Source organism: Streptococcus sp. CM6, assembly GCF_000526095.1.
Lineage (GTDB): Bacteria > Bacillota > Bacilli > Lactobacillales > Streptococcaceae > Streptococcus > Streptococcus oralis_BW.
Genome location: NZ_JATS01000020.1, coordinates 184,491 through 209,533, shown reverse-complemented (window position 1 = coordinate 209,533; position 25,043 = coordinate 184,491). Strand labels below are relative to the sequence as shown.

Here is a 25,043-nt window from a genome sequence, read left to right as displayed (position 1 = left end):
TGTCATAATAGGTAATAGATGAATAATTAATAGATTGGAAATAATGCTTTCTTACCTTAACAAGTTGAATTGGTTATACATTTTTTCGTCGCAATTGTGTCTATCTCTCGAGTTTAGCTAGTTTTTATAAGCTCTGGTTTCTAATCAATATAACAAATTTTAGAAGTGCATAAGACAAGATGGTGACATTACTACAGTCATTTCTAGTCACCATATGTTGCTGGCACAGGCTGTTTGTAGTGTTGGCTATTTACTAGTCAGTTTAATCGGAGTGTTTAATTTTTATTGTTGAAAGGTTTTTATATGGCGAAAATTCTATCTTTAGGTCTGACAGGTAAGAAATTACTTGCTCAGGGGTTCTTGTTTGTTCTGCTAGGTCTCATCTTGATGGTCACGGGGACTTGGTTGCCAGTAAAGGTTATTCGACTGGTTCTGTTTTTAGCTTGGATAGCAACGGTCTTAGATTTAGTATTACGTATTTTCAAAAAAAGTCAGTCAACGGACACCTTGGGAGTTGCACTGGTTAAATTGTTAGTGCTGGGATATTTGCTTGGCTCCAATCTTGCGACGGATGTGCCGATTTATATTTTGGCTCTTGTGATTGGAGTTTATCAGATTTTTCATGCTAGTATTAACCTTGTCACCTATGTTCTCTACCGCAAAAACAAAATTCGACCTCGTTTTCGTCTCTTACTAGATGGACTCGTACTAGTTTTTCTTGGTGGGACTAGTCTTTTGTCCTCTACAGGAAATTCTGTCTTTCAACTCTTTGTATTAGGGGCTTATTTTTTCCTTTATGGTGTGTCCAATATCCGTGATGGTTTCTTGTTTGAGGAGGAAATTGGGAAAAACCATCTCAAACGTCGTATTAGAATTAGCTTACCTATTGTCCTAGCCGCTCTCATCCCTGCAAGAACTTTAGCAAAAGTTAACAAATTTATGCTGGAAAATGCTGATGAGGAAGAAGATATCCATCTTGGAATAGTGAAGTCTGGTAAGACAGCGGAGCTTGAAATTTTTGTTCATACAGCTGAGACCTCTCTGTTTTCGGCAATTGGTCATGTGGATATCTGCTATCAAGGCCGTGTTATTTCTTATGGCAACTATGATCCGTCTTCTGAGACCTTATTTGGCATGGTAGGAGATGGTGTCTTATATTTCTGTGATCGTGACAAGTACATTGACCTATGTAAACGTGAGAGTCAAAAAACGCTTTTTGGTTATGGGATAGATTTGACGCCTGAAATGGAAAAAGCAGTTCAGAAAAAGTTGGCTGAATTGAAACAACTGACGATTCCATGGGAGCCAAGTGCAGATAAAATCATGACAGGTGATGGTAAGGAAGACTACACCTACGCTTATAAAATCAGACATGAGACAGATGGGGAACTTTATAAATTTATCAAATCTAAGTTTAAATCCTACTTTGTCTTATCTACAAACTGTGTGCTCTTGGCTGATACCATAGTCGGTCAGGCTGGCACCGATATCCTCTCACCCAAAGGATTTATCGCTCCAGGAACTTACCAAGCCTACCTTAATCGAGAGTTTGAAAAACCAAATAGTATAGTCGTATCTAAACATGTTTATTAAGGAGAATTTATGAACTTAGTAAAAAAATACACCCCATTAATACTTTTTATAGGGCTGGTTACTCTTGTAATTCTGAATGCATCAAGCTTTATATCAGGGGCAGTATCTCTCTTTGAAGTAACTTCTACCTTGATTTATGGTGCTGTCATTGCTTTTGTGCTCAATGTTCCCATGAAAAAAATTGAAGAATTCCTAGTTAAAATGAAGGTAAAGGCAGGGTTGCGCCGTCCGATTGCTATGGTGCTTGTTTTCCTATCTCTTATCTTAATCGTGATCTGTCTTTTGGTTTTGGTGCTTCCAACCCTTGCTCAGACTATTAGTCAGCTGGGAGCAGTCCTTTCAACAGTCCTGACTCAACTTGGGAAATTGCTAGACAGCTCGGAATTTGTAACCAAAGACATGCTGTCAACTATCGTATCAGGAATTCAGGGACAGTCTAGCTCTATTAGTCAAGCTTTGATAACCTTCTTATCCGGTCTGACTAGTAATATAGGAAATATTTTTTCAAGTATAATGAATGCCTTTCTGATTATAGTATTTACCTTTTTATTTTTATCCAGTAAGGAACATCTGGCAGCGATGACGAGTAGACTTCTAAAAGTTATATTTCCAGAGAAAGTGGTGACAAAGTTAACTTACATTGGACAAGTAGCACTAGAGACTTATGACCAATTTTTGATGAGTCAGCTGATTGAAGCAGTCATCATAGGAGTTATGATAGCGGTTGGCTACAGCCTGTTTGGACTACCTTATGGGGTAATGACAGGTATATTTGCAGGAGTGCTATCGTTCATTCCTTATGTAGGGCCTATGATTGCTTGTGTTGTGGGAGCGATTTTTATCTTCACAGTGAGTCCTACTCAAGCCTTACTTTCTCTTCTTCTATATCAAGTTATACAGCTGATTGAAGGAAACCTTATTTATCCTAGAGTTGTAGGTCAATCTATTGGTTTGCCAGCTATTTTCACGCTTGCGGCTGCTAGTATTGGAGGCAATCTCTTTGGCTTACTTGGGATGATATTCTTTACACCGATATTTGCTGTTATCTATCGATTGGTTAAGGAATTTGTCGTTGCAAAGGAAAATCAGCTAGATTAAGAAAAACTAAATTTAATAAGATATACTGAGAAGAGAGTGAGAGATTCTCTTCTCTTTTATTTTTAAATACTTTTCTACAAAAAGCTATTAGACGTTAAAAAAAGCCTTGGTTTCAAGGCTTATTTCTGTTGATTTAGATGTGCCCCCTGCAGGGCTCGAACCTGCGCCCCATAGCTTAAGAGTCTACTGCTCTACCAACTGAGCTAAGGAGGCAACAGAAAAAGCTGAGAATGTAACTTCCCAGCTATTTTAATATGCCCAAAATGGCAGCTAGATTATTTACGAAAGGCATCAAGGATATAGGTGAAACCAACAATTAAAAATGCAAAGGCAACGACATAAACGACAAAGACACTTGTAGCTACTGGATTGAACAAAATCACTAGACCTAGTAAAAATGCAAGCAACGCTATCCACATGATATGGTTGCCAATAATAGGGAAAATCAATCCCAGACGATTGCCTTTAAAGAAAACTATAATGGCTTCTACAATTAACCAAATTCCTAAAATAGTTGGAATGACAACTGGCAGCGTCACAAAGCCATAGGCAACGAGGTAAAGAGCTAAGAGAAGATTAACAATCCCTTGGAAAAGATGAGCTGGTGAGCGAAGCTCTTTTGGTACAGAGAAATAGCCTAAAATAGCTGCTATAGAAGAAACCAGTAAACCAAATGCAATCCACCAGCTGTAAGCAACAAGATTAGCTACTGGGTTTGTAAATAGGAAAAGTCCTAAAAGGACAAAAACAACTCCTGCAAGGAATAGCAGTAAACGATTAGAAAATTTCATTTCAATACCCCCTATATAGTATAGTATAGTTTGATAATAAAAATATTATACACCTTTTTAGAGGAAATGTCAATAAACAAAATGGAAAATTTGGAAGTTTCAGTCTGATTTATGAAAAGAAAATCAGTTTTTATTATTTTGAAAATAAAAAGAGAAGATAAAATTTGTCTTCTCTACATGAAAATATTGTATGGAATCAAAGCAAAAGTAACTGGCTTTACACTATTTGTAAAGATGTAATTTGATTCAAAAAGAAAAGATAGATTTAAAATGTGGGACAAATGATGGGGTAAATCAGTTATAGACAAGCAAAAAAAGCCTTGATTTACAAGGCTTTTTCCTGTTGTATTTAGATGCCCCCTACAAGTATCTTAGAATGTACGACGTTCTGAGTTTGTGATTGTATGGCGTTTTTATGCTTATGTGAGTGAGTATGAATTTTTATCGTATTTATGAAACACGGCAATTTCACGACAAATTGCTTGAAAATGAATTTAAAATATAGTATAGTTAATTATAGATTAACACCTGGAGGAACTTATGAAGAATAATGAAAGATTAGGTATTAAATTAAGTAGAGATAGCGTGTTAGGATTGAAGGAGGTTAGAAGGCTTTATCTAGGTAGTCCAGATATCCCAGTTCCTGATAGTTACGTTATCGAAGTTGCTTATAAAGAAATATTAAATGATATTGATAATATTGATTGGTTAGAGTTGAATAATTCAAAACTCAAGATAAGCGATATTAGTGAAAGCGTGGATATGAATGCTACTAGCTTGAGAACGACTTTGACTTTAGATACGTTAGTATATGCTGGTATGAGAGATATACAGTTGAAGCTAAGAGAGCTTACAAAAGGGAGAGTATTCTTTTCATTTGTAGTGAAGTTAGTTTTGTTTGCTTCTATTTTAAAGAAAAAAGATTTGCTAGAAAAATTTCAAAAAAAGTGTTAATCAAGTATTGACACTTTGCCTGAATTTCTGTATAATATGCTTAGAAAGGAATCTTTCTAAATTTTTTTCGCCCTTATGTGTTAATCAATGACAAACTCTTTGTCTTATTTTTTTAACGCTTGGATGTGTTAATCAAAGATGTATATATTGGAGAATGAAGATGAAAGCTAGAGCATCACCTATTAAGAAAAATTGTTAATTGTTGATAAAAATAATTCACGAGTTAAAAGGAGTATTAAATAATGAATAGCGAAACATTCAAACAAAAATTTATTGACGGAGGGTATGAGTGCCCTAGAAGCAATGAGCAAACTTCGAGATTGCAGAACATTCATTTTGAGTATAATTTAGGTTTTGTTTTCGATAAAGACTCACAAGCATATCTGCGAAAGATTCTACGTTTACCTTATACTTATCCTTGTTCTATGAAAATGGCCAACTCTATCTTATTAGCAAATATGTTAGTTCATAAGTCAACAGGGGAAACTTTGTTAACGTGGCTTAACGAGGAAAAACAAATACATTTAGATTCATTTTTTTTAAGTATGAATTCCTCAAAATATATTAAAGATGGTTTGTTAGAGGAGATTCGAAAAAATCATCGTTCGATTGCTAGAAAAGCTACGCCTAGTAATATTTCCCTTATAGAAAAAGAACTAAACTATAATAGCGATTTGTTTTATTATTATATTAATGCGTTGGAGTGGAAACATGTTAAACGTTCCTATCTAGTTAAGTGCCTTGCAGGTGCTATTGCTTAATTTGTTATTGAAAAATTGAAAGGAAAAATATAAAAAATGAAGGTTACTGAATATTTCTGGAGAACGAGTTGTCTTATATTATTGGCCATTATGAGCTTTTTTGCTGGATTTGGAGGAAAACTGTCCTTCAATTCCTATAATCCCTTCTTATCCGCCAAGTTTGGATTAGTAGTAGCTTTGATAGTCTTTGTAGTTCAATTATTAGCTATACTACCAGCTATGATTAAGAGAGTAAATAAAAATGATAAAGAAATATAGATTTTGCTTTTTTGGTATGTTCATCTTTGCTCTTCTATCAGTGTATACTCCTACAGGGGTGGGGTCTGCACTTAGTGTGCTGTTCTCAATCCTAGCATTTCTTTTCTTTGCCATATTCCTTTACTATTTTATCCGGGTCAAGTTATTCTCTGTTTTTCTTTTAATTAAAGATCTCAGAAATAAAATGAGGTAAAAAATGTTTCAAATTAAACAAACGGCTTCTTTGTCTGAGAATTACTTTGTTAATACATCTAAATTGAGGACGATGCGCTGGTTTACTATAGGATTTTTGAGCATATTGTCCCTTTCTAGTAGTATTCTTTTTAAGGGATTGTTTCTCCAAATGTTGACGTTATCTGTTGGATTAATTATAACCTTGTACATTGAAAGAAAAATCAAGGGATGGGCTCAGCAGATTGAACCGCTGTTAATTGTCAGAGAAAACCTTCTATTTATGCTTCGCAGAAATTCCTTTCTTTTTACAGCAACAAAAGATGGCGCTATTCTTCGTTCAGCTAAATTTAATTACCAATTGAATGATGTTTCAATTGTAATCCATGCATTGAAATCTGGGGATGAATTCACGAAAGAGATGGACAATTTAGACGTTCTCCTAAGCAGTGCTCTAGGGATAAGCTTATCGTCTAAAGAAGTTTATCCGACTCATGTTGAATATGTTTTTGTATATAGACAACCTGAGCGTTTACATGTTACCTCACTCCCTCTTGAAGATGATAGCTTGAAAATTAAAATCTATGATGATTTTGTTATCGATTTGAGAAAAAACTTTTCCATGCTTATATCGGGGGCCTCAGGTAGTGGTAAATCATTCTTTACATATTATTACTTGACTCGTTTCATATCTCAGACCGTAAATGGGAAACATGCAAAAATATATGTGATTGATCCAAAGATGTCAGATCTTTATAAGCTTTCAAGACGCTCAGGTATGCTAGTAGAAAATTATGGAACAACTAATGAGGATGCCTTTAGAATTGTACGTCAGTATATTGATGAGATGAGTAGGCGGATGGAAATTTATAACAAAAGTGATTTATTTGATAGTATTGGAATAGACCTCGGCCTTCCTCCTTTACTTTTGGTAATAGAAGAATATAGTTCATTAGTTGCTTCGATGGATAGTAAAGCTAAAAAAGATTTTGAAAATATGGTTGCTATCGTTGCTCAAAAAGCAAGGTCTCTATCTATGGGGGTTTGTATTGTTATGCAACAACCCCGTTCCGATAGCCTTTCTACCAATATTAGAGAACAGCTTGTCAATGCTATATTTCTTGGAGCCCCAACTCGCGAATCTAGCCAGATGATGTTTGGCACAACAGATGTACCCAAAGTCAAGAAAGATAAAGGAGTTGGGCTTTACTCTACAGATAGAGAGCCTCCCAAGGAATTCCATTCCCCGATGTTTGATAGAGATGTATTTGAGGTGATACTTCCTGTGTGGGCTACCAAAGATTATATGAAGGATGAAGATGAGGATGTATGAGATAGAAATACTTGTGAAGCTAGGAGATGTAAATGTAATGAAGGATTATGAATCTGATACCAATCCATATAAGGCGTTGCTAAAAGCAATGAATATGGCTCACATGTTTATCGTTGACGAGCTGGAATAGAGGGATTGAATATTATGATTTTAAAACACATCTGTGGTGTGTGAGAATCTTAAGCGTTTTGAAGATGAATAAAATTCTTTTATTCATTTTCAAAATGCCATTGTGCAGCCGGCGAACAACAAGGCCGGTTCGAACGAACGTTCGAATAAATGTATTTATGTCCAATACTGATTGACATTAAAAGCTGTATATTATTTAAAATAAGGAAGGTTCTTAACTATGAAAGAAACTGTTGTTGTACTAGCTATATCAAATAAGCAAGAGAAAGAAAAGGGATGGTTGAAAATTGCCACAATTACGAATTCGTGGAGTGACCTAGGTATGCATTTCGATAAATCCAAATTTGGAGCTGTCTTTTCTGCTCCAGGCCTTTATGAGGTTGAAGTCGTTAATAATGCTTCATTTGGTCAAAATGCCCAATATGAGGTAACTCAAGCTAGAAAGATTGGGACTTTTGAAGAATTGATTGAAATGGCAAAAATTAAATAATTTATATTTTAGGGTAAGACTGGGCCTGCCAGCTTTGCTGGCAAGTGGAGCGTGGTCAGTGGAACGGCAGTCTTGCCCTAAAATTTAAGTGTATAGAATGTTTCAACTTTGTGTTTTTTGAAGGAGAAATTTCATGGATAAACAAGTTTTTAATCGGGCTCCCTCTAATAGCCCGATAAGTATACATCAAATGTCTAATAAGAGTTACTCCAAATTTCAAGAGGAGGTATCTCTGAAGTATGGTTTTATTGGTCTGAAATTAGACAAACTGAGTTTAACTGCTGAAGTCAGTGAGGAATTTCATTCTGCGATTCTTAACGGGAGTTTTATCTTATATGATTACTTTGGTGTAGTTGAGCCAAATTTAAATAGAAATGGTGAACTATCTAGTTATAAAGGGCAATTCTTTGATGATGGGAAAGAAAATTGGTACATAGAATATACCCCCGTTGCGTCTATTAAGATGAACAAAAGACCTTTAAAGATTGAATTTACTCCTTCTAAAGTTTCAAAAAAGAATTTTTTAGTTGTTTTTCATAGACTGTTTCCGTATATGTCTAACATTGCAATATCTACTTTTCATTTAGCTTATGATTTTGAGCGGGATTTATCGGCTTTACGTGTAAATTGGCCAAAAGTAATGTATCGTCCTATTTATAAGGGCATGAAACTTGAAACTATGGATTTTGGTGCTCCTAAAGGTAATTATCATTTAACCGCTTATAACAAACTTAAAGAACGTATGGATAGTGGAGATATGGCTGAAATAGAAATTTATAAGCAATACGATAATCTATGGAGAATTGAGTATAAATTCTATAATGAAGGCAACATAAAAAAGGAATTAAAAAATGGATTGCCATTTTTAGCTAAAATTCCAGTGTATATTGAAAATTTTAAAGGCTTAGAATTTAATAATTTAGGTGTTAATGAGAAGATTTATCTTTTTGCTCTTCGTAATAAGCCTGAATTATTTGCAGAATCTGATAAACGAACGGTAGCTAAGTATAAAAAACTTGCTGAAAGTATATCTGAGGTTAATTTAAATGTTTTTTTTCAAAATGCTTTAGATTTTGTTGAAATCTTTAATCAAGAGCCTTGTTTGATAAATTTTTTTGAGTTTATGAATTCTATGTTACAAGGCGATATTCCAAAGTTAGCAATAAACTAAGAATAATGAGAGGGTAACGGTATGAAAGATACGATTTCGAATAAGGATTTGATTTCCATGGGTTATAGACCATCAACAGCTAACGCTATTATTCATCAAGCTAGAGATATACTTGTCTCCAGAGGGTATACATTTTATGAACGTAAACGATTAATGGTAGTCCCTAAATCCATTGTAAAAGAGTTGTTAGGAATGGATTTGTAAAAAATGGCTTATATTGAATATAAACAGCGTGGGAAGAAAAGGCTTTGGTCGTTCTCTATACGTGAGAGGAGTAAGAGTCTACTCCATAGGAGTGGATTCAAGACAAAAAGAGAAGCTAAAATAGAAGCGGAGAAAGTCCTTCATAAGCTAAATACTGGGAGTGTTTTGCGTTCTAATATGACTTTATCGGAACTATATCAAGAATGGCTTGATTTAAAAATTTTACCAAGTAGTAGAAGTGAGGTCACAAAAAAGAAATACATCATGAGAAAAAAGGTCATCGAAAAGCTATTTGGAGATAAACCTGTATCACAAATTAAGCCCAGTGAGTATCAAAAAATCATGAATGAATATGGAAAAAATGCCTCAAGGAATTTTTTGGGGAGATTAAACTCTTGTATTCGAGCAAGCATACAGATGGCTATTGCTGATAAAGTAGTGATAGAAGATTTTACTGCTTATGTAGATTTGTTTTCAACTAAGAGTGGACAAAAGGTTGAAGAAAAGTATTTACATACTGAATCTGACTATCAAAAAGTCTTAGTGTATTTGAAAAACAAGTTTGATTATCAGAAATCTATTGTACCGTATGTGATTTATTTTCTTTTTAAAACTGGCATGCGTTTTTCTGAGTTGATAGCTTTGACTTGGGATGATGTGGATGAGGTTGGAGAGCAAGTTAAAACTTATCGTCGTTACAATACCGCTATTCATAAGTTTACTCCACCAAAAAACAATACTTCAATAAGATTAGTTCCCGTTACTTCAGATATGCTTTCCTTGTTAAAAACATTGAAAATGTTACAACTAAAAACAAACAAAGAATTAAACATTGACAATAAAAATAATTTAATTTTTCAGCATTTTGGCTATGCCTACGATGTTCCAGATATTGGAACAGTTAATAAGGCTATAAAGGTAATGTTAATGGAACTGGAGATTTTTCCGATAATTAGTACCAAGGGTGCTAGACACACTTATGGTAGTTACCTATGGCACAATAACATTGATTTGGGAGTTATTGCGAAAATTTTAGGACACAAAGATATCTCTATGCTAGTTGAAGTTTATGGTCATACATTGGAGGAGAAAATTAGTGAGGAATTTATGGCTGTGAAAAGTTTGTTGTAAAAACACGGCAAATTGCACGACAATTTTTAAAAGGAAAGTAAAAAAAGCCTTGGAATTCAAGACTTTTCCTGTTGATTTAGATGCCCCCTACAGGGATCGAACCTGTGACCCACGGATTAAGAGTCCGCTGCTCTGCCAGCTGAGCTAAGGAGGCAAAGAAAAAAGCTGTATTGGTGCCGAAACTTCACGGTTTGTATTGAACCCGCGCAATTAAGCAGGTGGGCAACTCGCTCTAACTGAAGCTGTTTCCGTGTGAGACGGCCTACATGCTGTTAGAAGACTTTTGTTTCCCTAATAATACAAAAAATAGTCGGTCAACACTTAAGTGTGAAGTCGTACACCACAGCGTTTCTATGTTTATATGATACCACTTTTTCAAAAAAAATCAAGAGGAAAGCGCAATTTTTTGAAAAGGATTTCAGATTTTTCGCAAACGGTCGATAGCTTCCTTTCTTTGAGCCAAAGCCCGTTCATATTTACCAGTATCTTCTGCTTGGAAATAGTGATGATTACGAATTTTTTCTGGTAGATAGTCTTGCTTGACCCAATTTCCAGGATAGTTGTGTGGATAGAGATAGTCTTGGGCATTCCCCAGTTCCTTGCTTCCGCTGTAGTGCCCATCACGCAGGTGCCGCGGAATAGGCAAGTGCCCTGATGTTTTGAGGTCAGCAAGTGCCTTATCCATAGCTACATAGGCTGAGTTGGATTTTGGAGAAAGAGCTAAATCAATCACGACGTTGGCAATGAGGATGCGAGCTTCGGGAAAACCAATCTTTTGGGCAGCATCCAGAGCAGTCACAGTGTGAATCTGGGCTTCAGGATTGGCCAAACCGATATCTTCATAAGCGATAACAGTCAAACGACGAGCGAGACTTGGCAAATCACCAGCCTCAATCAAGCGAGCAGCATAGTGAAGACTGGCATCGACATCCGAACCTCGTATGGACTTTTGCAGGGCTGAGAGTACGTCATAATGTCCATCCCCATCCTTATCCATGGTAATGTAGCTTCTCTGAAGGCTATTTTCCATGATGTCTAGAGTGATATGGCGGATGTCCTCGTCATTCTCAGGGGTAGAAAGAACAGCCAAGTCCAGTGAGTTAAAGGCAGAGCGAAGGTCTCCGTTTGTAGAGGTAGCAATGAAATCCAGCGCATCCTCATCTAGTTCTACTGGAAAATCAAAACCACGCTCAGGGTTACTTAGAGCTATCTGCAGGGCCTCTTTGACGTCTTGGTTAGACAGAGGTTCCAACTCAAAAATTTGAACACGGCTACGAATGGCAGGAGTGACAGAGAAGAAAGGATTTTCAGTCGTAGCCCCAATCATGATGACCAGACCACTTTCTAAGAGTGGCAAAAGAAAGTCTTGCTTGGTTTTGTCAAGACGATGGATTTCGTCTAGTAATAGGACGAGACCACCAGAGAATTTAGCCTCTTCCGCAATTTCTTGCAGTCGTTTTTTACTATCAACTGTCGCATTGAAAGTTCGAAAGGCATACTTAGTAGTCCCTGCGATGGCAGAGGCAATACTGGTCTTGCCGATTCCCGGAGGGCCATAGAGAATCATGGAGGACAGGCGGTTGGCTTCTACCATGCGGCGGATGATTTTTCCTTGTCCGACCAAATGTTCCTGACCAATGACCTGGTCGATGGTTTTAGGGCGCATGCGAAGCGCGAGATTGTCTGGCATAGCAGTCCTTTCTAACGTGGATTTTCTGATGTATATGTGGTAAGATGGTAGTATCTATTTTAGCATATTTCCGAGCAATCGGGGCGATTTAAGAGTCGCATAGAAAGAGGACAAAATGGCAACATATGGATTTTTAGATGTTTTAGAGGAAGAGTTGGAGAAGAACTTTCCCTTTGACTTTGAGATTAGTTGGGACAAGCGCAACCACGCGGTTGAAGTGAGTTTTTTATTAGAAGCGCAAAACTCTGCAGGCGTGGAGATGGTGGATGAAGACGGAGAGGTTTCGTCAGATGACATTCTCTTTGAAGAAGCAGTGCTTTTTTACAATCCTGCCAAATCAACAGTCAATGAGGAAGACTATTTGACTGTCATTCCTTACCTGCCTAAAAAGGGATTTTCCCGTGAATTTTTAGCTTATTTTGCCCTTTTCCTCAAAGATACTGCTGAGGTTGGGCTGGATGCGCTTATGGACTTTTTGGAAGACCCAGAAGCAGAAGAATTTGTCATGGAATGGAACCAAGAAGTCTTTGAAGAAGGGAAAGTCGGCTTGGAAGAAGGAGAGTTTTATCCTTATCCGAGATATTAGGAGTCTGATATGGAAGTAGAAATTTCTGATTTCACAGGCTGCAAAATTGCCCTCTTTTGTGGTGATAAGCTCTTAACTATCTTACGTGATGACAAATCAAACATTCCATACCCTAATACCTGGGAACTGCCTGGTGGTGGGCGAGAAGGCGATGAAAGTCCTTTTGAGTGCGCGGCGCGTGAAGTTTATGAAGAACTGGGAATTCATCTGACTGAAGATTGTCTGCTTTGGACTAAGGTGTACCCAAGCATGCTTTTCGAGGGGAAGGAATCCGTCTTTCTAGTTGGTAAGTTAACGCAGGAACAGTTTGATAGTATCGTCTTTGGCGATGAAGGACAGGGATATAGAATGATGAGCACTGATGAGTTTCTTGGCTCAGATAAGGTCGTGCCCCAGTTGCAGGAGCGAGTGAGGGATTATTTGGAGGAAGTAAAATGATTTTTGCAATTGCAACAACGACGTTAAATAAGGAAGTTAAACGCAAACTAAAAACTGGACAATATTCTAGAGAAGAAGCTACATTCATCTATATGGAATATTTAAAGTTAAAGAAGCAGAGAGAAAGTGGCACGAAAGTAGCTGGGATTTCTATGGCTATTATTTGGGTATTAATGCTTGTTATACCCTTACTGAGTGGTAGAGGTCTCGTACTGCCCCTTTCAGTATATTTTTTATTTTTGATACTGTTTGCAGGAATTGTTCTATTTGTTTATTATCTTATGTTTGGTATTTTTAAACAGCAGATTCATAGCACAATGAAAGAACACTACACAGATGTAATTGAGGAATTTGAGGGTTAGTAAAACAGCGTGTGGAAGAGCATAGAAGTGCTAGTTGAGAGAATGTGTATTTGGAGGTATTAGTATGATTCAGATTGTCCGAGCAGGAGCAGAAGATTTAGAAACCGTAATTGCAATTCAAAGGGCTAGCTTTAAGGCTATCTATGAGAAATATCAAGATGAGTATGATCCCTATCTAGAGGATCGTGAACGAATCAAGTGGAAATTGGTTGAGCGTCCCAATAGCTATTACTACTTTGTGAAAGAAAAGGACGAAAATATCGGATTTTTACGAGTTCAGACCAATGAGGAATTGACGGAGGCTTGGTTGGGAACGGCAGCGATTTTGCCCCAGTATCAAGGAAAAGGTTATGGTTCTGAAGGATTGGAATTGCTGGAAAAGGAATTTCCGACGATTAAACAGTGGGATTTGTGTACGGTATTACAGGATGCGGGCATGGTCGCTTTTTATGAGAAAAACGGCTACCGTCAAACTCATATCGAGCCTGAAAAAGAAGGTATGGATATGGTTTACATGAAAAAATTGATTGACAAATAGAAAGGATGGTTCGGTTAAATTTCTAAACTGAACCCGCCCTAAACACTGTGCCAAAAAGATAAACTTCTCTTAGACACAAGCGTCTTCAGAGAGTTTCCTATTTTGGCTTTGTGTTTTACGGGCTTGGTATCTTAATGATGGAAACATGGCAAGAGTTAAAAGTTACAGTGAAGCGTGAGGGGGAGGAGTTGGTGTCCAATCTCTTGATTGAGTTAGGTGCCCAAGGCGTTGCGATTGAAGATAGTATGGACTATGTGGGGAATGTGGATCGTTTTGGTGAGATTTTCCCAGAAGTCGAGCAACAAGAAGAAATCGTGGTGACCGCATACTATCCAGATACGGTTGATGTGGCAGTGGTTGAGGCAGATTTGCAGGCTCATTTAGCAGAATTGACAGACTTTATGGATTTGGGAGAGGTCAAGATGGGCACGACTGCCTTGGCTGAGGAAGACTGGGCTGACAACTGGAAGAAATACTATGAACCAGCTCGCATTACTCATGACTTGACCATCGTGCCGTCTTGGACGGACTATGAGGCGACTGCGACAGAAAAGATTATCAAGCTGGATCCTGGTATGGCCTTTGGTACGGGTACTCATCCAACGACCAAGATGAGCCTCTTTGCCTTGGAGCAGGTTCTTCGTGGTGGCGAAACGGTGCTAGATGTGGGTACTGGATCAGGTGTCCTTTCTATTGCCAGCTCACTTCTTGGTGCCAAGGAAATTTTTGCTTACGACCTAGATGATGTGGCAGTTCGTGTTGCTCAGGAAAATATTGAGCTCAATCCTGGCATGGAAAATATCCATGTAGCGGCAGGAGATTTGCTTAAGGGGGTTGAGATTGAGGCAGACGTGATTGTGGCTAATATCTTAGCGGATATTCTCATTCATTTGACAGACGATGCCTATCGTTTGGTCAAGGATGAAGGCTACCTCATCATGAGTGGCATTATCAAGGACAAGTGGGATATGGTGCGCGAGTCAGCTGAGTCAGCTGGATTTTTCCTTGAAACCCACATGATTCAAGGGGAATGGAATGCCTGTGTCTTTAAGAAAACCAAGGATATTTCAGGTGTGATTGGAGGCTAGCATGCAACAGTATTTTGTCAAGGGTAGTGCAGTCTCTCCTGTCACCATTGAGGACAAGGAAACCAGCAAGCATATGTTTCAGGTCATGCGCTTGAAAGAAGATGATGAGGTGACCTTGGTCTTTGATGATGGCGTCAAGCGCTTGGCGCGCGTGATAGATGTGGAAGCGCGTCAGTTTGAGTTGGTTGAAGAATTAGTTGACAATGTGGAACTGCCAATCCAAGTGACCATCGCATCAGGCTTTCCCAAGGGAGACAAGCTGGAGTTCATCACTCAAAAAGTAACCGAACTAGGAGCCAGTCAAATCTGGGGCTTTCCTGGAGATTGGTCAGTAGCTAAATGGGATGGCAAGAAGTTGGGTAAAAAGGTTGAAAAACTAGAAAAAATCGCCCTTGGAGCAGCAGAGCAAAGCAAGCGTAATCTGGTCCCAAGTATCAAACTTTTCGAAAAAAAAGCAGATTTTTTAGCGCAACTAGACAAATTTGACTCTATCGTAGTGGCCTATGAAGAATCAGCGAAAGAAGGAGAAGCCGCTGCGCTCTTACAAGCAGTTGCTGGTCTTGAAAAAGGAGCCAAATTGCTCTTTATCTTTGGTCCGGAAGGTGGTCTCTCACCAGCAGAAATTGAAAGTTTTGAAGCTAAAGGAGCCGTCTTGGCAGGCCTTGGTCCTCGGATTTTGCGAGCAGAAACAGCGCCACTTTACGCCTTATCAGCCCTTAGTGTTTTAGTAGAATTAGAGAAATAAGAGGAAGAAAATGGAACAAAAACATCGTTCAGAATTTCCAGAAAAGGAACTTTGGGACTTAACAGCCCTATATCAAGACCGTGAGGATTTCTTGCGTGCAATCGAGAAAACGCGCGAAGACATCAATCAATTTAGCCGTGACTACAAGGGTAATCTTCATACTTTTGAAGATTTCGAGAAGGCCTTTGCGGAATTGGAGCAAATCTATATCCAGATGAGTCATATCGGCAATTACGCCTTTATGCCTCAGACGACAGACTATAGCAATGAAGAGTTTGCTAATATCGCTCAAGCTGGGATGGAATTTGAAACAGATGCCAGCGTAGCCTTGACCTTCTTTGACGACGCCTTGGTGGCAGCAGACGAGAAAGTCTTGGATCGTCTGGGTGAGCTGCCACACTTAACGGCAGCCATTCGTCAGGCCAAAATCAAAAAAGCCCACTACCTAGGGGCGGATGTGGAGAAGGCCTTGACCAATCTGGGTGAAGTTTTCTACAGCCCACAGGACATTTATACTAAGATGCGAGCTGGGGACTTTGAAATGGCTGACTTTGAAGCCCATGGCAAGACTTATAAAAACAGCTTTGTGACTTATGAGAATTTCTACCAAAACCACGAGGATGCTGAGGTTCGTGAGAAATCTTTCCGCTCCTTCTCAGAGGGACTTCGTAAGCACCAAAATACGGCTGCGGCAGCCTATTTAGCCCAAGTCAAGTCTGAAAAACTCTTGGCAGATATGAAGGGCTACGACTCAGTCTTTGATTATCTCCTAGCTGAGCAAGAAGTGGACCGTGCTATGTTTGACCGCCAGATTGACCTCATCATGAAGGACTTTGCGCCAGTTGCCCAGAGATACCTCAAGCATGTTGCCAAGGTGAATGGTCTTGAAAAGATGACCTTTGCAGACTGGAAATTGGACTTGGATAGCGCCCTGAATCCTGAAGTGACTATTGACGATGCCTATGATTTGGTCATGAAGTCAGTAGAACCTTTGGGACAAGAATATTGTCAGGAAGTTGCGCGCTATCAAGAAGAACGCTGGGTGGACTTCGCTGCCAATAGTGGCAAGGATTCTGGTGGTTATGCGGCGGATCCATATCGCGTGCACCCTTATGTCCTCATGAGCTGGACAGGCCGTTTGAGCGATGTCTATACCTTGATTCATGAAATCGGGCATTCTGGTCAATTTATCTTTTCAGATAATCACCAAAGTTACTTCAATGCCCACATGTCTACTTACTATGTCGAAGCGCCATCAACCTTCAATGAATTGCTTTTAAGTGATTACTTGGAGCACCAGTCTGATGACCCACGTCAAAAACGATTTGCCCTTGCCCACCGCTTGACAGACACCTACTTCCATAATTTCATCACCCACCTCTTGGAAGCAGCCTTCCAGCGTAAGGTTTATACATTGATTGAAGAAGGGGAAACTTTTGGAGCAAGTAAGCTCAACAGCATTATGAAGGAAGTCTTGACAGATTTCTGGGGAGATGCCATTGAAATTGACGACGATGCGGCTTTGACTTGGATGCGCCAAGCCCACTATTACATGGGCTTGTATAGCTACACCTACTCTGCTGGCCTTGTCATCTCGACAGCTGGCTACCTCCATCTGAAACATTCAGAAACCGGAGCTGAAGACTGGCTCAATCTCCTCAAATCAGGTGGTAGTAAGACACCGCTTGAGTCAGCCATGATTATCGGAGCGGATATCTCAACAGACAAACCACTCCGTGATACCATCCAATTCTTGTCTGATACAGTTGATCAGATTATCGCCTACAGTGCTGAGTTGGGGGAGTAAATTAAAAGAGTCTGGGACAAAAGTCTAACCTTAAATATAAAAAGCGAACAAAACGAGTTATCTGACACTCAGAATACTGTCTTGTTCGCTTTTTTTCTAATCTATCGATTTTAAAAATTTATAATAAAGAATTCCTAAAATCAAAATTTTTTGTCCCAGCCTCTTAAATTATCCCCAAAAGCTATCTTCTTCAGCTTGATCTGAAGAGAAGAGCCAAACTTCTTTGATTTTTCCGTCTTCAATACGGAAGAGGTCAATCCCGTTCATATTGAGTTCAGTACCATCAGCACGTGTTCCGAGAAAAGTAACATTAGCTGCGATTAAATCCTTATTGTCAGAAACCCAATTTGTTATCACCTTAAAGGTTCCATTAGTTTTCTCAGCAAATGTAGCTAGGTGAGATCCTAGCTTGTCCTTACCAACAACTGAACCAGATATACTATGATTACCAGGTTGATGCCAGACAATATCATCTGCCATCGTTTCAAAGACACTAGGAAAGTCACCAGCAATTAAAGCTTGGTTATAAGCATTGAAAATTTCTAAGTTTGTTGACATATCTATTCTCCATTTCTTTTTTATGATATAATTGTAATAGTTAAAATCAAAAAAACAAGTAGACACTTTTTCGATAGCTAGTATCAAAAGTAGTACTATTATCGATACTAAAAGATAAATTTTAAAAAAAATAGAAAGAAGATATTTTATGCCAAATAAAGTGAGTGAGTATGGTATTTGTCCATTTGCGACAACGCAAAGGGTTTTAACAGGGAAATGGGTACTGGTAATCATTTATCAGTTGAGTACGGGTACTAAACGATTTAAAGAATTGCAGAGATTATTGCCTGGGATTACTCAAACTATTTTGACCCGTCATCTCCGTCAATTAGAAAAGGATAAGATTGTTCAACGAAAGGTCTATGCCGAAGTTCCCCCACGAGTTGAGTACAGCTTAACCGAAATGGGGCAGGAATTCAGAGTTGTTTTAGATGCTGTCGAAAACTGGGGTCTGGATTATATTAAGTTGCTAAATGCTAATGAGATAGGCAACTGATAAGTTCCATAGAGGGAATGTATTTTTTATCGCATCCCTCAATTAAAAGACAGTAAGGCAAACCAGTAAATTTCCAGTCAATTTTCTTGAAACCCTTTCCTTCTTTTGATAGACTAATACATAGTTTAAAAAAAGGAGACTTATCATGAAAAAATTTGTTGCTGAATTAATCGGTACATTTATGCTTGTGTTCATCGGAACAGGAGCTGTTGTTTTTGGAAATGGTGTTGAAGGTCTTGGGCACCTTGGGATTGCTCTTGCTTTTGGTTTGGCCATCGTAGTCGCAGCTTTCTCAATCGGAACTGTTTCAGGGGCTCACTTGAACCCGGCTGTTTCGATTGCTATGTTTGTGAACAAACGTTTGTCATCTTCAGAGCTTGTAAACTACATCCTTGGACAAGTAGTTGGAGCTTTCCTTGCGTCAGCTGCAGTATTCTTCCTCTTGTCTAACTCAGGGATGTCAACTGCTAGTCTTGGTGAAAATGCCTTGGCAAACGGTGTCACTGTCTTTGGTGGTTTCTTGTTTGAAGTTATCGCAACTTTCTTGTTTGTCTTGGTTATCATGACTGTCACTTCAGCAAGCAAAGGCAATGGCGCAATCGCTGGTTTGGTGATTGGTTTGTCATTGACAGCCTTGATCCTTGTAGGCTTGAACATCACTGGACTTTCAGTAAACCCAGCTCGTAGCTTGGCTCCTGCTGTATTGGTAGGTGGCGCAGCTCTTCAACAAGTTTGGATTTTCATCCTTGCTCCAATCGTTGGTGGTGTACTTGCAGCTCTTGTTGCGAAAAACTGCCTTGGAACAGAAGAATAATTGAAACTCAAAAAGCCTTGCTCCTCATCTTGAGGGACAGGGCTTTTTCGTATCCGTTTATACCCAATGAAAATCAAAGAGCAAACTAGGAAACTAGCCGCAGGTTGCTCAAAGCACTGTTTTGAGGTTGTAGATGAAACTGACGAAGTCAGCTCAAAACATGGTTTTGAGGTTGTGGATGAAACTGACGAAGTCAGTAACCATACATACGGCAAGGCGACGTTGACGAGGTTTGAAGAGATTTTCGAAGAGTATTAGCGGTTGTCAATTTTCTCTGGATAAAGGTCGTGCTGGAAGAGGCGTTGTTCTGCCAATCCTTCATACTTAGTTCCAGGCTTACCGTAGTTGTAGTAGGGGTCGATTGAAATGCCACCGCGTGGAGTGAATTTTCCCCATACCTCTAAATAGCGAGGGTCTAGCAAGTTGACTAAGTCTTTCCCGATGGTGTTGATACAGTTTTCGTGAAAATCCCCATGATTCCGGTAGCTGAAGAGGTAGAGTTTGAGGGATTTTGACTCGATACAGAGCTTGTCAGGAATGTACGAAATATAAATCGTCGCAAAGTCTGGTTGAGCCGTAATAGGGCAAAGGGAGGTAAATTCAGGACAGTTGAATTTGATGAAATAATCATTTTCCACATGACGATTGTCAAAGGATTCGAGAACTTCTGGTTGATATTCGAAAATGTAGTTGGTTTCTTTGTTGCCCAGTAGGCTTAGGTTTTTCATTTCTTCTTGTTGTGACATGATTTTTTCTTTCTAATCTTAAACACCACGTTGGTTATCGTAGAGGAGGGTATGAAGTTGGGGAAGGACGCGGACATTGCCCCAGCTGTCGTCAGCAGCGACACGTTCCCAGAGTTCTTTGAGACGGTCTAGTTGGTCTTGGACAATATTGCCTGTAGCCTTGGGCTCAGGATTTCCAGCCGATAAGAAGAGGACATCTGGTTGATAGCGTTCTTGAATGCCTTTGGCAAAGGCCAAATCGGCATCATCAAAGACAGGGATTTTAAAGGTGACCTTGTCTGGATCTAGTTGGGAAACAATGAAGTCCAAGGTCTCGAAGTTGACTTCCATCTTGGATGAAGGAGGTTTGGGACTCAGAGTGACCTGGTCGATGTCTTTTAACCAATTTTGCCAGCGGGAGCCTTGAGTCTCAACAGCCAGAGTGACACCACGTTCCTTGAGCTTGGTGACGAGTTGAGCCATGTTGGCTGCTAGGATAGCAGGATTTCCCCCAGACAGGGTTACATAGTCGTAGCTTCCTAGCTTGTCTAATTCAGCAATGACTTCGTCAGCTGTCATGCGAGTTGGTTTTTCAGAACCATCCCAAGTAAAGGCGGAGTCGCACCAATCGCAGTGGTAGTCGCAACCTGCAGTGCGGACAAACATAGTTTTCTGCCCAATAGCACGACCTTCACCTTGAAAGGTTGGGCCAAAAATTTCCAGAACTGGTAGTTTGAGGACACGTTCCCTAGTCATCTAACCACTCCCGTCTAAACTCTGCAAAGGCGGTCGGAGTTTCATAGAGGCGAACGTATTCCAAACGGAGACCGTGTTCGTCTGGCAACTCTTGACTCATGGTTTGGAAAATCCAGTAAACCATATTTTCAGCAGTCGTGTTCATATAAGGCAGGGTTTCATTGAGATAGCGATGATCCAAATGGGGCTCTAAGTAGTCCTTGTAGATAGCTTTGATGTCTCCAAAATCGTAGGTCATGCCACGTTCATCTAAAAATCCACTAATAGCAATCTGCAGACGATAAGTGTGTCCGTGCAGGGATTTGCATTTTCCTTCATAGTGAAAGAGGTGGTGGGCAGCGTCGAAAGTGAATTCTTTTGAAACTAAGGTTCTGTGAGGATTGTAGACGAGAGACTCCCCAGTTTCCTGTTTGATTTCTTTAGGTGCGAAAAACATTAGCCCTCTCCTTTCTGTGAAAGATAAACATCTAAACCATGCTGACGTAGGTGGCAGGCTGGGCAATCTCCACAGCCACTTCCGATAATTCCGTTGTAGCAGGTCAAGGTCTTTTCACGAACATAGTCAAAGGCACCGAGTTGGTCGGCTAATTCCCAAGTTTCAGCCTTGTCTAGCCACATGAGAGGTGTTTGGATAACGAAGTCGTAATCCATGGCAAGGTTGAGGGTGACATTGAGAGATTTGACAAAGACATCACGGCAGTCAGGGTAGCCTGAGAAGTCTGTCTCGCAAACACCTGTCACGATGTCTTTAATACCACGTTGCTTGGCAAGAACCGCCGCAAAGGACAAAAAGAGGTGGTTGCGACCATCAACAAAGGTATTGGGAACCTCTCCCTCTTTTTGCTCGATTTCCATATCAGAGGTCAGGGCATTTTCAGTGATTTGTCCCAGCAGAGACATATCTAGGATGTGATGACGAATACCCTGTTCCTTAGCGATTTCTCTAGCAACTTGGATTTCGAGATGATGGCGTTGACCGTAGGCAAAGGTGACAGCTTCGACTGTTTCATAGTGTTCTTTAGCCCAAAAGAGGCAGGTTGTGGAATCTTGACCGCCACTAAAGACGACCAAGGCTGAATGACGTTTCATAGTACTCCTTCTAAAATGGGAAATGTTCAGAGCACGCAAAAAGCTCCCTTGAGGGGAGCTAAAAAATACCAAGTAGAGGTTTTTTTTAGCGATGGCATGTCCCAAACATCGTAATATTCTACCTACAGTCTAGCATATTTTTTGAAAAATGGCAAAGGGCAAGAAAAAAGAGACCAAATGAAGCACTTGGTCTCTAGTGTGATTAGCTCAATTCAGCAACGATGGCCTTGATTTGTTCTGCAGTATGAACACCTGCAACTTGTTTCACCACTTGGCCGTCTTTTTTGAAGAGAAGGGTTGGGATAGACATGATTCCAAAAGCACGAGCCGTGTTTGGATTTTCATCAACGTCCATTTTAACGATTTTCAAGACATCTTCTGAAAGTTCTTCAGACAATTTGTCCAAGATTGGACCTTGCATACGACATGGGCCACACCAAGTTGCCCAGAAGTCTACCAAGACCAAACCGTCTTTTGTTTCTTGTTCAAATGTTGCATCTGTAATTGCTTTTGCCATTGTATTTCTCCTTTTTTAGTTATATTGGCTTAAATCTTGTTTCATGAGATAGAAGAAGACATCTCCATAAGTCCCATGGTAGTCCAAATCATGACCATTATAGGTTAATTTTTGAACTGGGTAATAGTCTGCGACACCGATAAGGCAAGCTTGTTGAGAACGTTCAAAGTCTTCGTAAGACTCGAAAGTCATGGTTCTCTCTTGTTTGCTGGTGTCTAGATAGGTAATTTCGATCATATAAAACTCCTTTGTTCGATCTTGACTTTATTGTACTCCTTGAAAAGAGGAATGTCAAGAAAAATGATTGCGCACGCAACTTTTTTTAAAAATACTTATTAAGGCAAGAAATCAAGACTGGTTTCCAATCTTTCTTCGACGGCTTTTTGTAGATAAGCCAGGGTTGTTTGTCCCTCGTCAGTCAGGCAGATAAAACTAGCCCGTCTATCCTGGTCGCAACATCTGCGACTAAGCAAGCCACAGTTTTTCTCTTCTAACCTAGCCACCATTCGAGAAACAGCGCTTGGACTGAGATGGAGTTTATCTGGCAGGTCAATTTGTCGTAGAGATTTTTCTTGGGCCAGATTCAGATAGTAGAGCAGGTAAAACTCTTTCAAGTTCAGCCTTTGTTCACTCTGCTGGGCAATAGTTTCTTCCAGCATGGCTTCCATTTCCTTTTGACGGCAGTTGTAGTCAAACCACTTTTCCAAATAGGTCATTGCTTTCTCCTTTCTTTTCAAAGTAAAAATCACAAAGTCATTACTGAGTATCTTTATAACACAAGATGATTGCGCATGCAATGATTATACTACTTTTAACTAATCCTTGCAAGAAAGAAGAATTTCAATATTTCCTTGAAATTTTCTGAAAAAAGAGTAAACTGGTATGCAAGAAGTTTATTTCATGGAGTTTAGGATGAAATTATATGTTCAATTAATGATTCTCTTTGTGATTTCTCTAATCGGTGAGGGAATCTCCAGTTTCTTTCATCTGCCCATCCCAGGCAGTATTATCGGTTTGATTATTCTCTTTCTAGCCCTACAGTTCAAGTGGCTAAGGACCAGGCATGTCAACATGGTTGGGAATTTCTTGCTGGCCAATATGACCATTCTCTTTTTGCCACCAGCAGTTGGTATCATGGAAAAGTTTGATGTGATTGCTCCTTATCTTTTGCCTATCGTCTTGATTGTCTTTTTTGCGGCTGTCATCAACATTATCCTCATAGCCCTAGTGGTTCAGTTTATCAAGAGACGATTTGAGGGAGATTATGAGAAGGGAGAAACGAAATGAGTGAATTTGTATCGAATCCTTTGTTTGGGATTGCATTATCTATCCTAGCTTATCTAGTGGGGATGTTGATTTACAGACGTTTTCCCCATCCTTTGACAACGCCCTTGCTGTTGTCGGCTATTTTTATCATTATTTTCCTTAAGGCGACGGGGATTTCTTATCAAGATTATTACCAAGGTGGGGTTTATCTGAATAATTTGATTGTCCCGTCGACGGTGGCTCTAGGGATTCCGCTTTATAAGAGTTTTCACTTGATGAAGCACCATGCTCGGAGTATTCTCTTTGGTAGTCTGCTAGCAGTAGTTGTCAATACTAGCTTCACTGCCATAGTGGCGAAAATATTTGGCATGGACTTTTTCCTAGCCATTTCTCTTTTTCCTAAGTCAGTAACAACCGCCATGGCAGTGGGAATCACAGAAAAATTGCAAGGTTTGACGACTGTGACCTTGGTCGTCGTAGTGGCGACTGGGATCTTAACTAGTGTTATTGGACCAACCCTTTTGAAGTGGTTGAAAATTGATGATCCAGTGGCTGTCGGACTCTCTCTTGGAGGAACAGGACACGCAGTTGGAACGGGAACGGCTTTTCAGTACGGTTCTGTAGCAGGGGCCATGGGGGGCTTGGCTATCGGTGTTACTGGTATTCTCTACGTCTTTGTTAGTCCAATTGTAGCCAGTTTGATATTGAGTTAAAGAAAAAACCAGCTCTTGTAAGCTGGGTATTTTTTATTGCAAGTTAACCTTGTTTTTCAAGATATAGTAGGTACCGAGATAGTAGATAGCCGATAAAAAGAGATCGCGCAAGATTTCTGTACCAATCATCATGTTAAAGTCATTTTCAATTCGGAAGAAGAGAGAAACATAACCAATGACGATGGCAATGACGATATAGGCTAGAATTCCCATAGCTGTTCGATACTCATTAAAGAGTTGTCCGATTGAGATTGCGAGGTAAATGGACAAGATCCATGTAATCGAACCTGCTAGAAGAGACAGGGCATAGAGCCAACCGTAGCTGAGGTAAGGGGAAATGAAGTTATAGAGGACAGTGAAGTCTTTTTCTATTGGTGTTAAGAAGAAGATAATCAGTACACTCAAGATAAAGACGATATAGCTTAAGATGGACCAGACAAGACCACCTAAAAGTTTTGCGATGATGATTTGGTGCTCAGAGACAGGTAGGGTCAGGGTCAAATACCCTTGGCGGTCATAAACACTCCCCTTGAATCTTCGGATGATTAAAAAGATTGTTGCAATCCAAAGAGTGACGCTGAGTCCTCCAAAGACTAGTACCAAAAAGAAGATGAAATAAACAGCATTGTTAGAATTGTAACTCTGGCTAAGACTACCAAGAAAAGTTCCAATTAAAACTGAAATTGCAAGCACAGCTCCATAGAGCGCTAAATACCATTTATTGACATTCTTAAATTCATAACGAACTAGATTCCAAAACATAATAATCTC

General features: G+C 39.5%; 32 protein-coding genes and 2 tRNA genes. 21 read left to right on the top strand and 13 right to left on the bottom strand.

Features of this window, described 5'->3' with window-relative positions:
• Positions 1-303: 303 nt before the first annotated feature.
• Both HMPREF1516_RS07760 and HMPREF1516_RS07755 read left to right on the top strand, forming a co-directional pair.
• The gene (locus tag HMPREF1516_RS07760; protein WP_004256070.1) at positions 304-1,593 is read left to right on the top strand and encodes a hypothetical protein; all 1,290 of its coding nucleotides are present in this window, start codon (positions 304-306) and stop codon (positions 1,591-1,593) included.
• Between the two features lie 9 nt (positions 1,594-1,602).
• Positions 1,603-2,691, top strand: a complete 1,089-nt coding sequence (locus tag HMPREF1516_RS07755) for an AI-2E family transporter (protein ID WP_001055024.1) — start codon at positions 1,603-1,605, stop codon at positions 2,689-2,691.
• A 140-nt stretch (positions 2,692-2,831) separates the two neighbouring features.
• On the opposite strand, the gene HMPREF1516_RS07750 is transcribed toward HMPREF1516_RS07755, so the two are convergent.
• Both HMPREF1516_RS07750 and HMPREF1516_RS07745 read right to left on the bottom strand, forming a co-directional pair.
• Positions 2,832-2,904, bottom strand: a tRNA-Lys gene (locus tag HMPREF1516_RS07750).
• Between the two features lie 62 nt (positions 2,905-2,966).
• Complete coding sequence (locus HMPREF1516_RS07745; RefSeq protein WP_000672740.1) at positions 2,967-3,482, bottom strand: DUF308 domain-containing protein; 516 nt, start codon at positions 3,480-3,482, stop codon at positions 2,967-2,969.
• A gap of 540 nt (positions 3,483-4,022) precedes the next feature.
• Between HMPREF1516_RS07745 and HMPREF1516_RS07740 the strand changes: the two genes are divergently transcribed.
• The 8 genes from HMPREF1516_RS07740 (at position 4,023) to HMPREF1516_RS07700 (ending at position 10,084) form a co-directional block, all read left to right on the top strand.
• The gene (locus HMPREF1516_RS07740; RefSeq protein ID WP_033606244.1) at positions 4,023-4,436 is read left to right on the top strand and encodes a hypothetical protein; all 414 of its coding nucleotides are present in this window, start codon (positions 4,023-4,025) and stop codon (positions 4,434-4,436) included.
• Between the two features lie 242 nt (positions 4,437-4,678).
• A complete protein-coding gene (locus HMPREF1516_RS09670) occupies positions 4,679-5,197 on the top strand; it encodes a hypothetical protein (RefSeq protein WP_050595438.1) in 519 nt (172 codons plus the stop codon).
• Between the two features lie 36 nt (positions 5,198-5,233).
• Positions 5,234-5,455 carry a hypothetical protein gene (locus HMPREF1516_RS07730; protein ID WP_033606243.1) on the top strand — a complete coding sequence of 74 codons (222 nt, stop codon included), beginning with the start codon at positions 5,234-5,236 and terminating at the stop codon, positions 5,453-5,455.
• A 196-nt stretch (positions 5,456-5,651) separates the two neighbouring features.
• Positions 5,652-6,959: an FtsK/SpoIIIE domain-containing protein gene (locus tag HMPREF1516_RS07720; RefSeq protein WP_033606241.1), complete on the top strand. Its 1,308-nt coding sequence runs from the start codon at positions 5,652-5,654 to the stop codon at positions 6,957-6,959.
• A 349-nt stretch (positions 6,960-7,308) separates the two neighbouring features.
• On the top strand, positions 7,309-7,578 hold the full coding sequence (locus HMPREF1516_RS07715) for a hypothetical protein (protein WP_033606240.1): 270 nt from the start codon (positions 7,309-7,311) through the stop codon (positions 7,576-7,578).
• 133 nt (positions 7,579-7,711) lie between these two features.
• The gene (locus HMPREF1516_RS07710; RefSeq protein ID WP_033606239.1) at positions 7,712-8,749 is read left to right on the top strand and encodes a replication initiation protein; all 1,038 of its coding nucleotides are present in this window, start codon (positions 7,712-7,714) and stop codon (positions 8,747-8,749) included.
• 21 nt (positions 8,750-8,770) lie between these two features.
• A complete protein-coding gene (locus HMPREF1516_RS07705) occupies positions 8,771-8,953 on the top strand; it encodes a DUF3173 domain-containing protein (protein ID WP_025271966.1) in 183 nt (60 codons plus the stop codon).
• A 3-nt stretch (positions 8,954-8,956) separates the two neighbouring features.
• Complete coding sequence (locus HMPREF1516_RS07700; RefSeq protein WP_033606238.1) at positions 8,957-10,084, top strand: site-specific integrase; 1,128 nt, start codon at positions 8,957-8,959, stop codon at positions 10,082-10,084.
• An 81-nt stretch (positions 10,085-10,165) separates the two neighbouring features.
• On the opposite strand, the gene HMPREF1516_RS07695 is transcribed toward HMPREF1516_RS07700, so the two are convergent.
• A tRNA-Lys gene (locus HMPREF1516_RS07695) sits at positions 10,166-10,238 on the bottom strand.
• 264 nt (positions 10,239-10,502) lie between these two features.
• The gene (locus HMPREF1516_RS07690; protein WP_033606237.1) at positions 10,503-11,774 is read right to left on the bottom strand and encodes a replication-associated recombination protein A; all 1,272 of its coding nucleotides are present in this window, start codon (positions 11,772-11,774) and stop codon (positions 10,503-10,505) included.
• Between the two features lie 115 nt (positions 11,775-11,889).
• On the opposite strand from HMPREF1516_RS07690, the gene HMPREF1516_RS07685 reads away from it, so the two are divergent.
• The 7 genes from HMPREF1516_RS07685 (at position 11,890) to pepF (ending at position 17,338) form a co-directional block, all read left to right on the top strand.
• Entirely contained in the window at positions 11,890-12,360 is a 471-nt protein-coding gene (locus HMPREF1516_RS07685; protein WP_033606236.1) for a DUF3013 family protein, read from the top strand.
• A gap of 9 nt (positions 12,361-12,369) precedes the next feature.
• Positions 12,370-12,798 carry an NUDIX hydrolase gene (locus tag HMPREF1516_RS07680; RefSeq protein WP_000451512.1) on the top strand — a complete coding sequence of 143 codons (429 nt, stop codon included), beginning with the start codon at positions 12,370-12,372 and terminating at the stop codon, positions 12,796-12,798.
• Positions 12,795-13,160, top strand: coding sequence for a hypothetical protein (locus HMPREF1516_RS07675; RefSeq protein WP_000575306.1), 366 nt, complete (start codon positions 12,795-12,797; stop codon positions 13,158-13,160). The genes HMPREF1516_RS07680 and HMPREF1516_RS07675 overlap by 4 nt, the downstream gene beginning before the upstream one ends.
• A gap of 64 nt (positions 13,161-13,224) precedes the next feature.
• Positions 13,225-13,698 carry a GNAT family N-acetyltransferase gene (locus HMPREF1516_RS07670; RefSeq protein ID WP_000614821.1) on the top strand — a complete coding sequence of 158 codons (474 nt, stop codon included), beginning with the start codon at positions 13,225-13,227 and terminating at the stop codon, positions 13,696-13,698.
• 137 nt (positions 13,699-13,835) lie between these two features.
• Positions 13,836-14,786, top strand: a complete 951-nt coding sequence (prmA, locus tag HMPREF1516_RS07665; protein ID WP_084647665.1) for a 50S ribosomal protein L11 methyltransferase — start codon at positions 13,836-13,838, stop codon at positions 14,784-14,786.
• Position 14,787: 1 nt separating this feature from the next.
• Positions 14,788-15,531 carry a 16S rRNA (uracil(1498)-N(3))-methyltransferase gene (locus HMPREF1516_RS07660; protein WP_001188222.1) on the top strand — a complete coding sequence of 248 codons (744 nt, stop codon included), beginning with the start codon at positions 14,788-14,790 and terminating at the stop codon, positions 15,529-15,531.
• Between the two features lie 10 nt (positions 15,532-15,541).
• The gene (pepF, locus tag HMPREF1516_RS07655) at positions 15,542-17,338 is read left to right on the top strand and encodes an oligoendopeptidase F (protein ID WP_033606234.1); all 1,797 of its coding nucleotides are present in this window, start codon (positions 15,542-15,544) and stop codon (positions 17,336-17,338) included.
• A gap of 168 nt (positions 17,339-17,506) precedes the next feature.
• Here pepF and HMPREF1516_RS07650 read toward each other — a convergent pair whose 3' ends face one another.
• Positions 17,507-17,896, bottom strand: a complete 390-nt coding sequence (locus HMPREF1516_RS07650) for a nuclear transport factor 2 family protein (protein WP_000106208.1) — start codon at positions 17,894-17,896, stop codon at positions 17,507-17,509.
• Between the two features lie 148 nt (positions 17,897-18,044).
• Here HMPREF1516_RS07650 and HMPREF1516_RS07645 point away from each other — a divergent pair, with 148 nt between their 5' ends.
• Together HMPREF1516_RS07645 and HMPREF1516_RS07640 are read left to right on the top strand one after the other, a co-directional pair.
• Entirely contained in the window at positions 18,045-18,392 is a 348-nt protein-coding gene (locus HMPREF1516_RS07645) for a winged helix-turn-helix transcriptional regulator (protein WP_033606233.1), read from the top strand.
• Positions 18,393-18,537: 145 nt separating this feature from the next.
• Complete coding sequence (locus HMPREF1516_RS07640; RefSeq protein WP_000714833.1) at positions 18,538-19,206, top strand: MIP/aquaporin family protein; 669 nt, start codon at positions 18,538-18,540, stop codon at positions 19,204-19,206.
• A 254-nt stretch (positions 19,207-19,460) separates the two neighbouring features.
• Here the strand turns inward: HMPREF1516_RS07640 and queF are convergent, their stop codons facing one another.
• The 7 genes from queF to HMPREF1516_RS07600 form a co-directional block, all read right to left on the bottom strand.
• Positions 19,461-19,952 (bottom strand): preQ(1) synthase, encoded by a 492-nt coding sequence (gene queF / locus HMPREF1516_RS07630; RefSeq protein ID WP_000082585.1) that lies wholly within the window; start codon positions 19,950-19,952, stop codon positions 19,461-19,463.
• An 18-nt stretch (positions 19,953-19,970) separates the two neighbouring features.
• Entirely contained in the window at positions 19,971-20,687 is a 717-nt protein-coding gene (gene queE, locus HMPREF1516_RS07625; RefSeq protein ID WP_000196476.1) for a 7-carboxy-7-deazaguanine synthase QueE, read from the bottom strand.
• Positions 20,680-21,123, bottom strand: coding sequence for a 6-carboxytetrahydropterin synthase QueD (gene queD / locus HMPREF1516_RS07620; protein WP_000464584.1), 444 nt, complete (start codon positions 21,121-21,123; stop codon positions 20,680-20,682). The genes queE and queD overlap by 8 nt, the downstream gene beginning before the upstream one ends.
• Positions 21,123-21,776 carry a 7-cyano-7-deazaguanine synthase QueC gene (gene queC, locus HMPREF1516_RS07615; RefSeq protein ID WP_000820632.1) on the bottom strand — a complete coding sequence of 218 codons (654 nt, stop codon included), beginning with the start codon at positions 21,774-21,776 and terminating at the stop codon, positions 21,123-21,125. The genes queD and queC overlap by 1 nt, the downstream gene beginning before the upstream one ends.
• A 202-nt stretch (positions 21,777-21,978) precedes the next feature.
• Entirely contained in the window at positions 21,979-22,293 is a 315-nt protein-coding gene (trxA, locus tag HMPREF1516_RS07610; protein ID WP_001029581.1) for a thioredoxin, read from the bottom strand.
• A gap of 15 nt (positions 22,294-22,308) precedes the next feature.
• A complete protein-coding gene (locus tag HMPREF1516_RS07605; RefSeq protein WP_000570266.1) occupies positions 22,309-22,530 on the bottom strand; it encodes a DUF4649 family protein in 222 nt (73 codons plus the stop codon).
• 98 nt (positions 22,531-22,628) lie between these two features.
• The gene (locus HMPREF1516_RS07600; RefSeq protein ID WP_033606232.1) at positions 22,629-23,009 is read right to left on the bottom strand and encodes a MarR family winged helix-turn-helix transcriptional regulator; all 381 of its coding nucleotides are present in this window, start codon (positions 23,007-23,009) and stop codon (positions 22,629-22,631) included.
• A gap of 196 nt (positions 23,010-23,205) precedes the next feature.
• On the opposite strand from HMPREF1516_RS07600, the gene HMPREF1516_RS07595 reads away from it, so the two are divergent.
• Together HMPREF1516_RS07595 and HMPREF1516_RS07590 are read left to right on the top strand one after the other, a co-directional pair.
• Positions 23,206-23,580 (top strand): CidA/LrgA family protein, encoded by a 375-nt coding sequence (locus tag HMPREF1516_RS07595; protein WP_000781326.1) that lies wholly within the window; start codon positions 23,206-23,208, stop codon positions 23,578-23,580.
• Positions 23,577-24,272: an LrgB family protein gene (locus HMPREF1516_RS07590; protein WP_001288934.1), complete on the top strand. Its 696-nt coding sequence runs from the start codon at positions 23,577-23,579 to the stop codon at positions 24,270-24,272. Before HMPREF1516_RS07595 ends, HMPREF1516_RS07590 begins: the two co-directional genes overlap by 4 nt.
• A gap of 33 nt (positions 24,273-24,305) precedes the next feature.
• Here the strand turns inward: HMPREF1516_RS07590 and HMPREF1516_RS07585 are convergent, their stop codons facing one another.
• A complete protein-coding gene (locus HMPREF1516_RS07585) occupies positions 24,306-25,034 on the bottom strand; it encodes a hypothetical protein (protein ID WP_000498781.1) in 729 nt (242 codons plus the stop codon).
• Positions 25,035-25,043 lie beyond the last annotated feature (9 nt).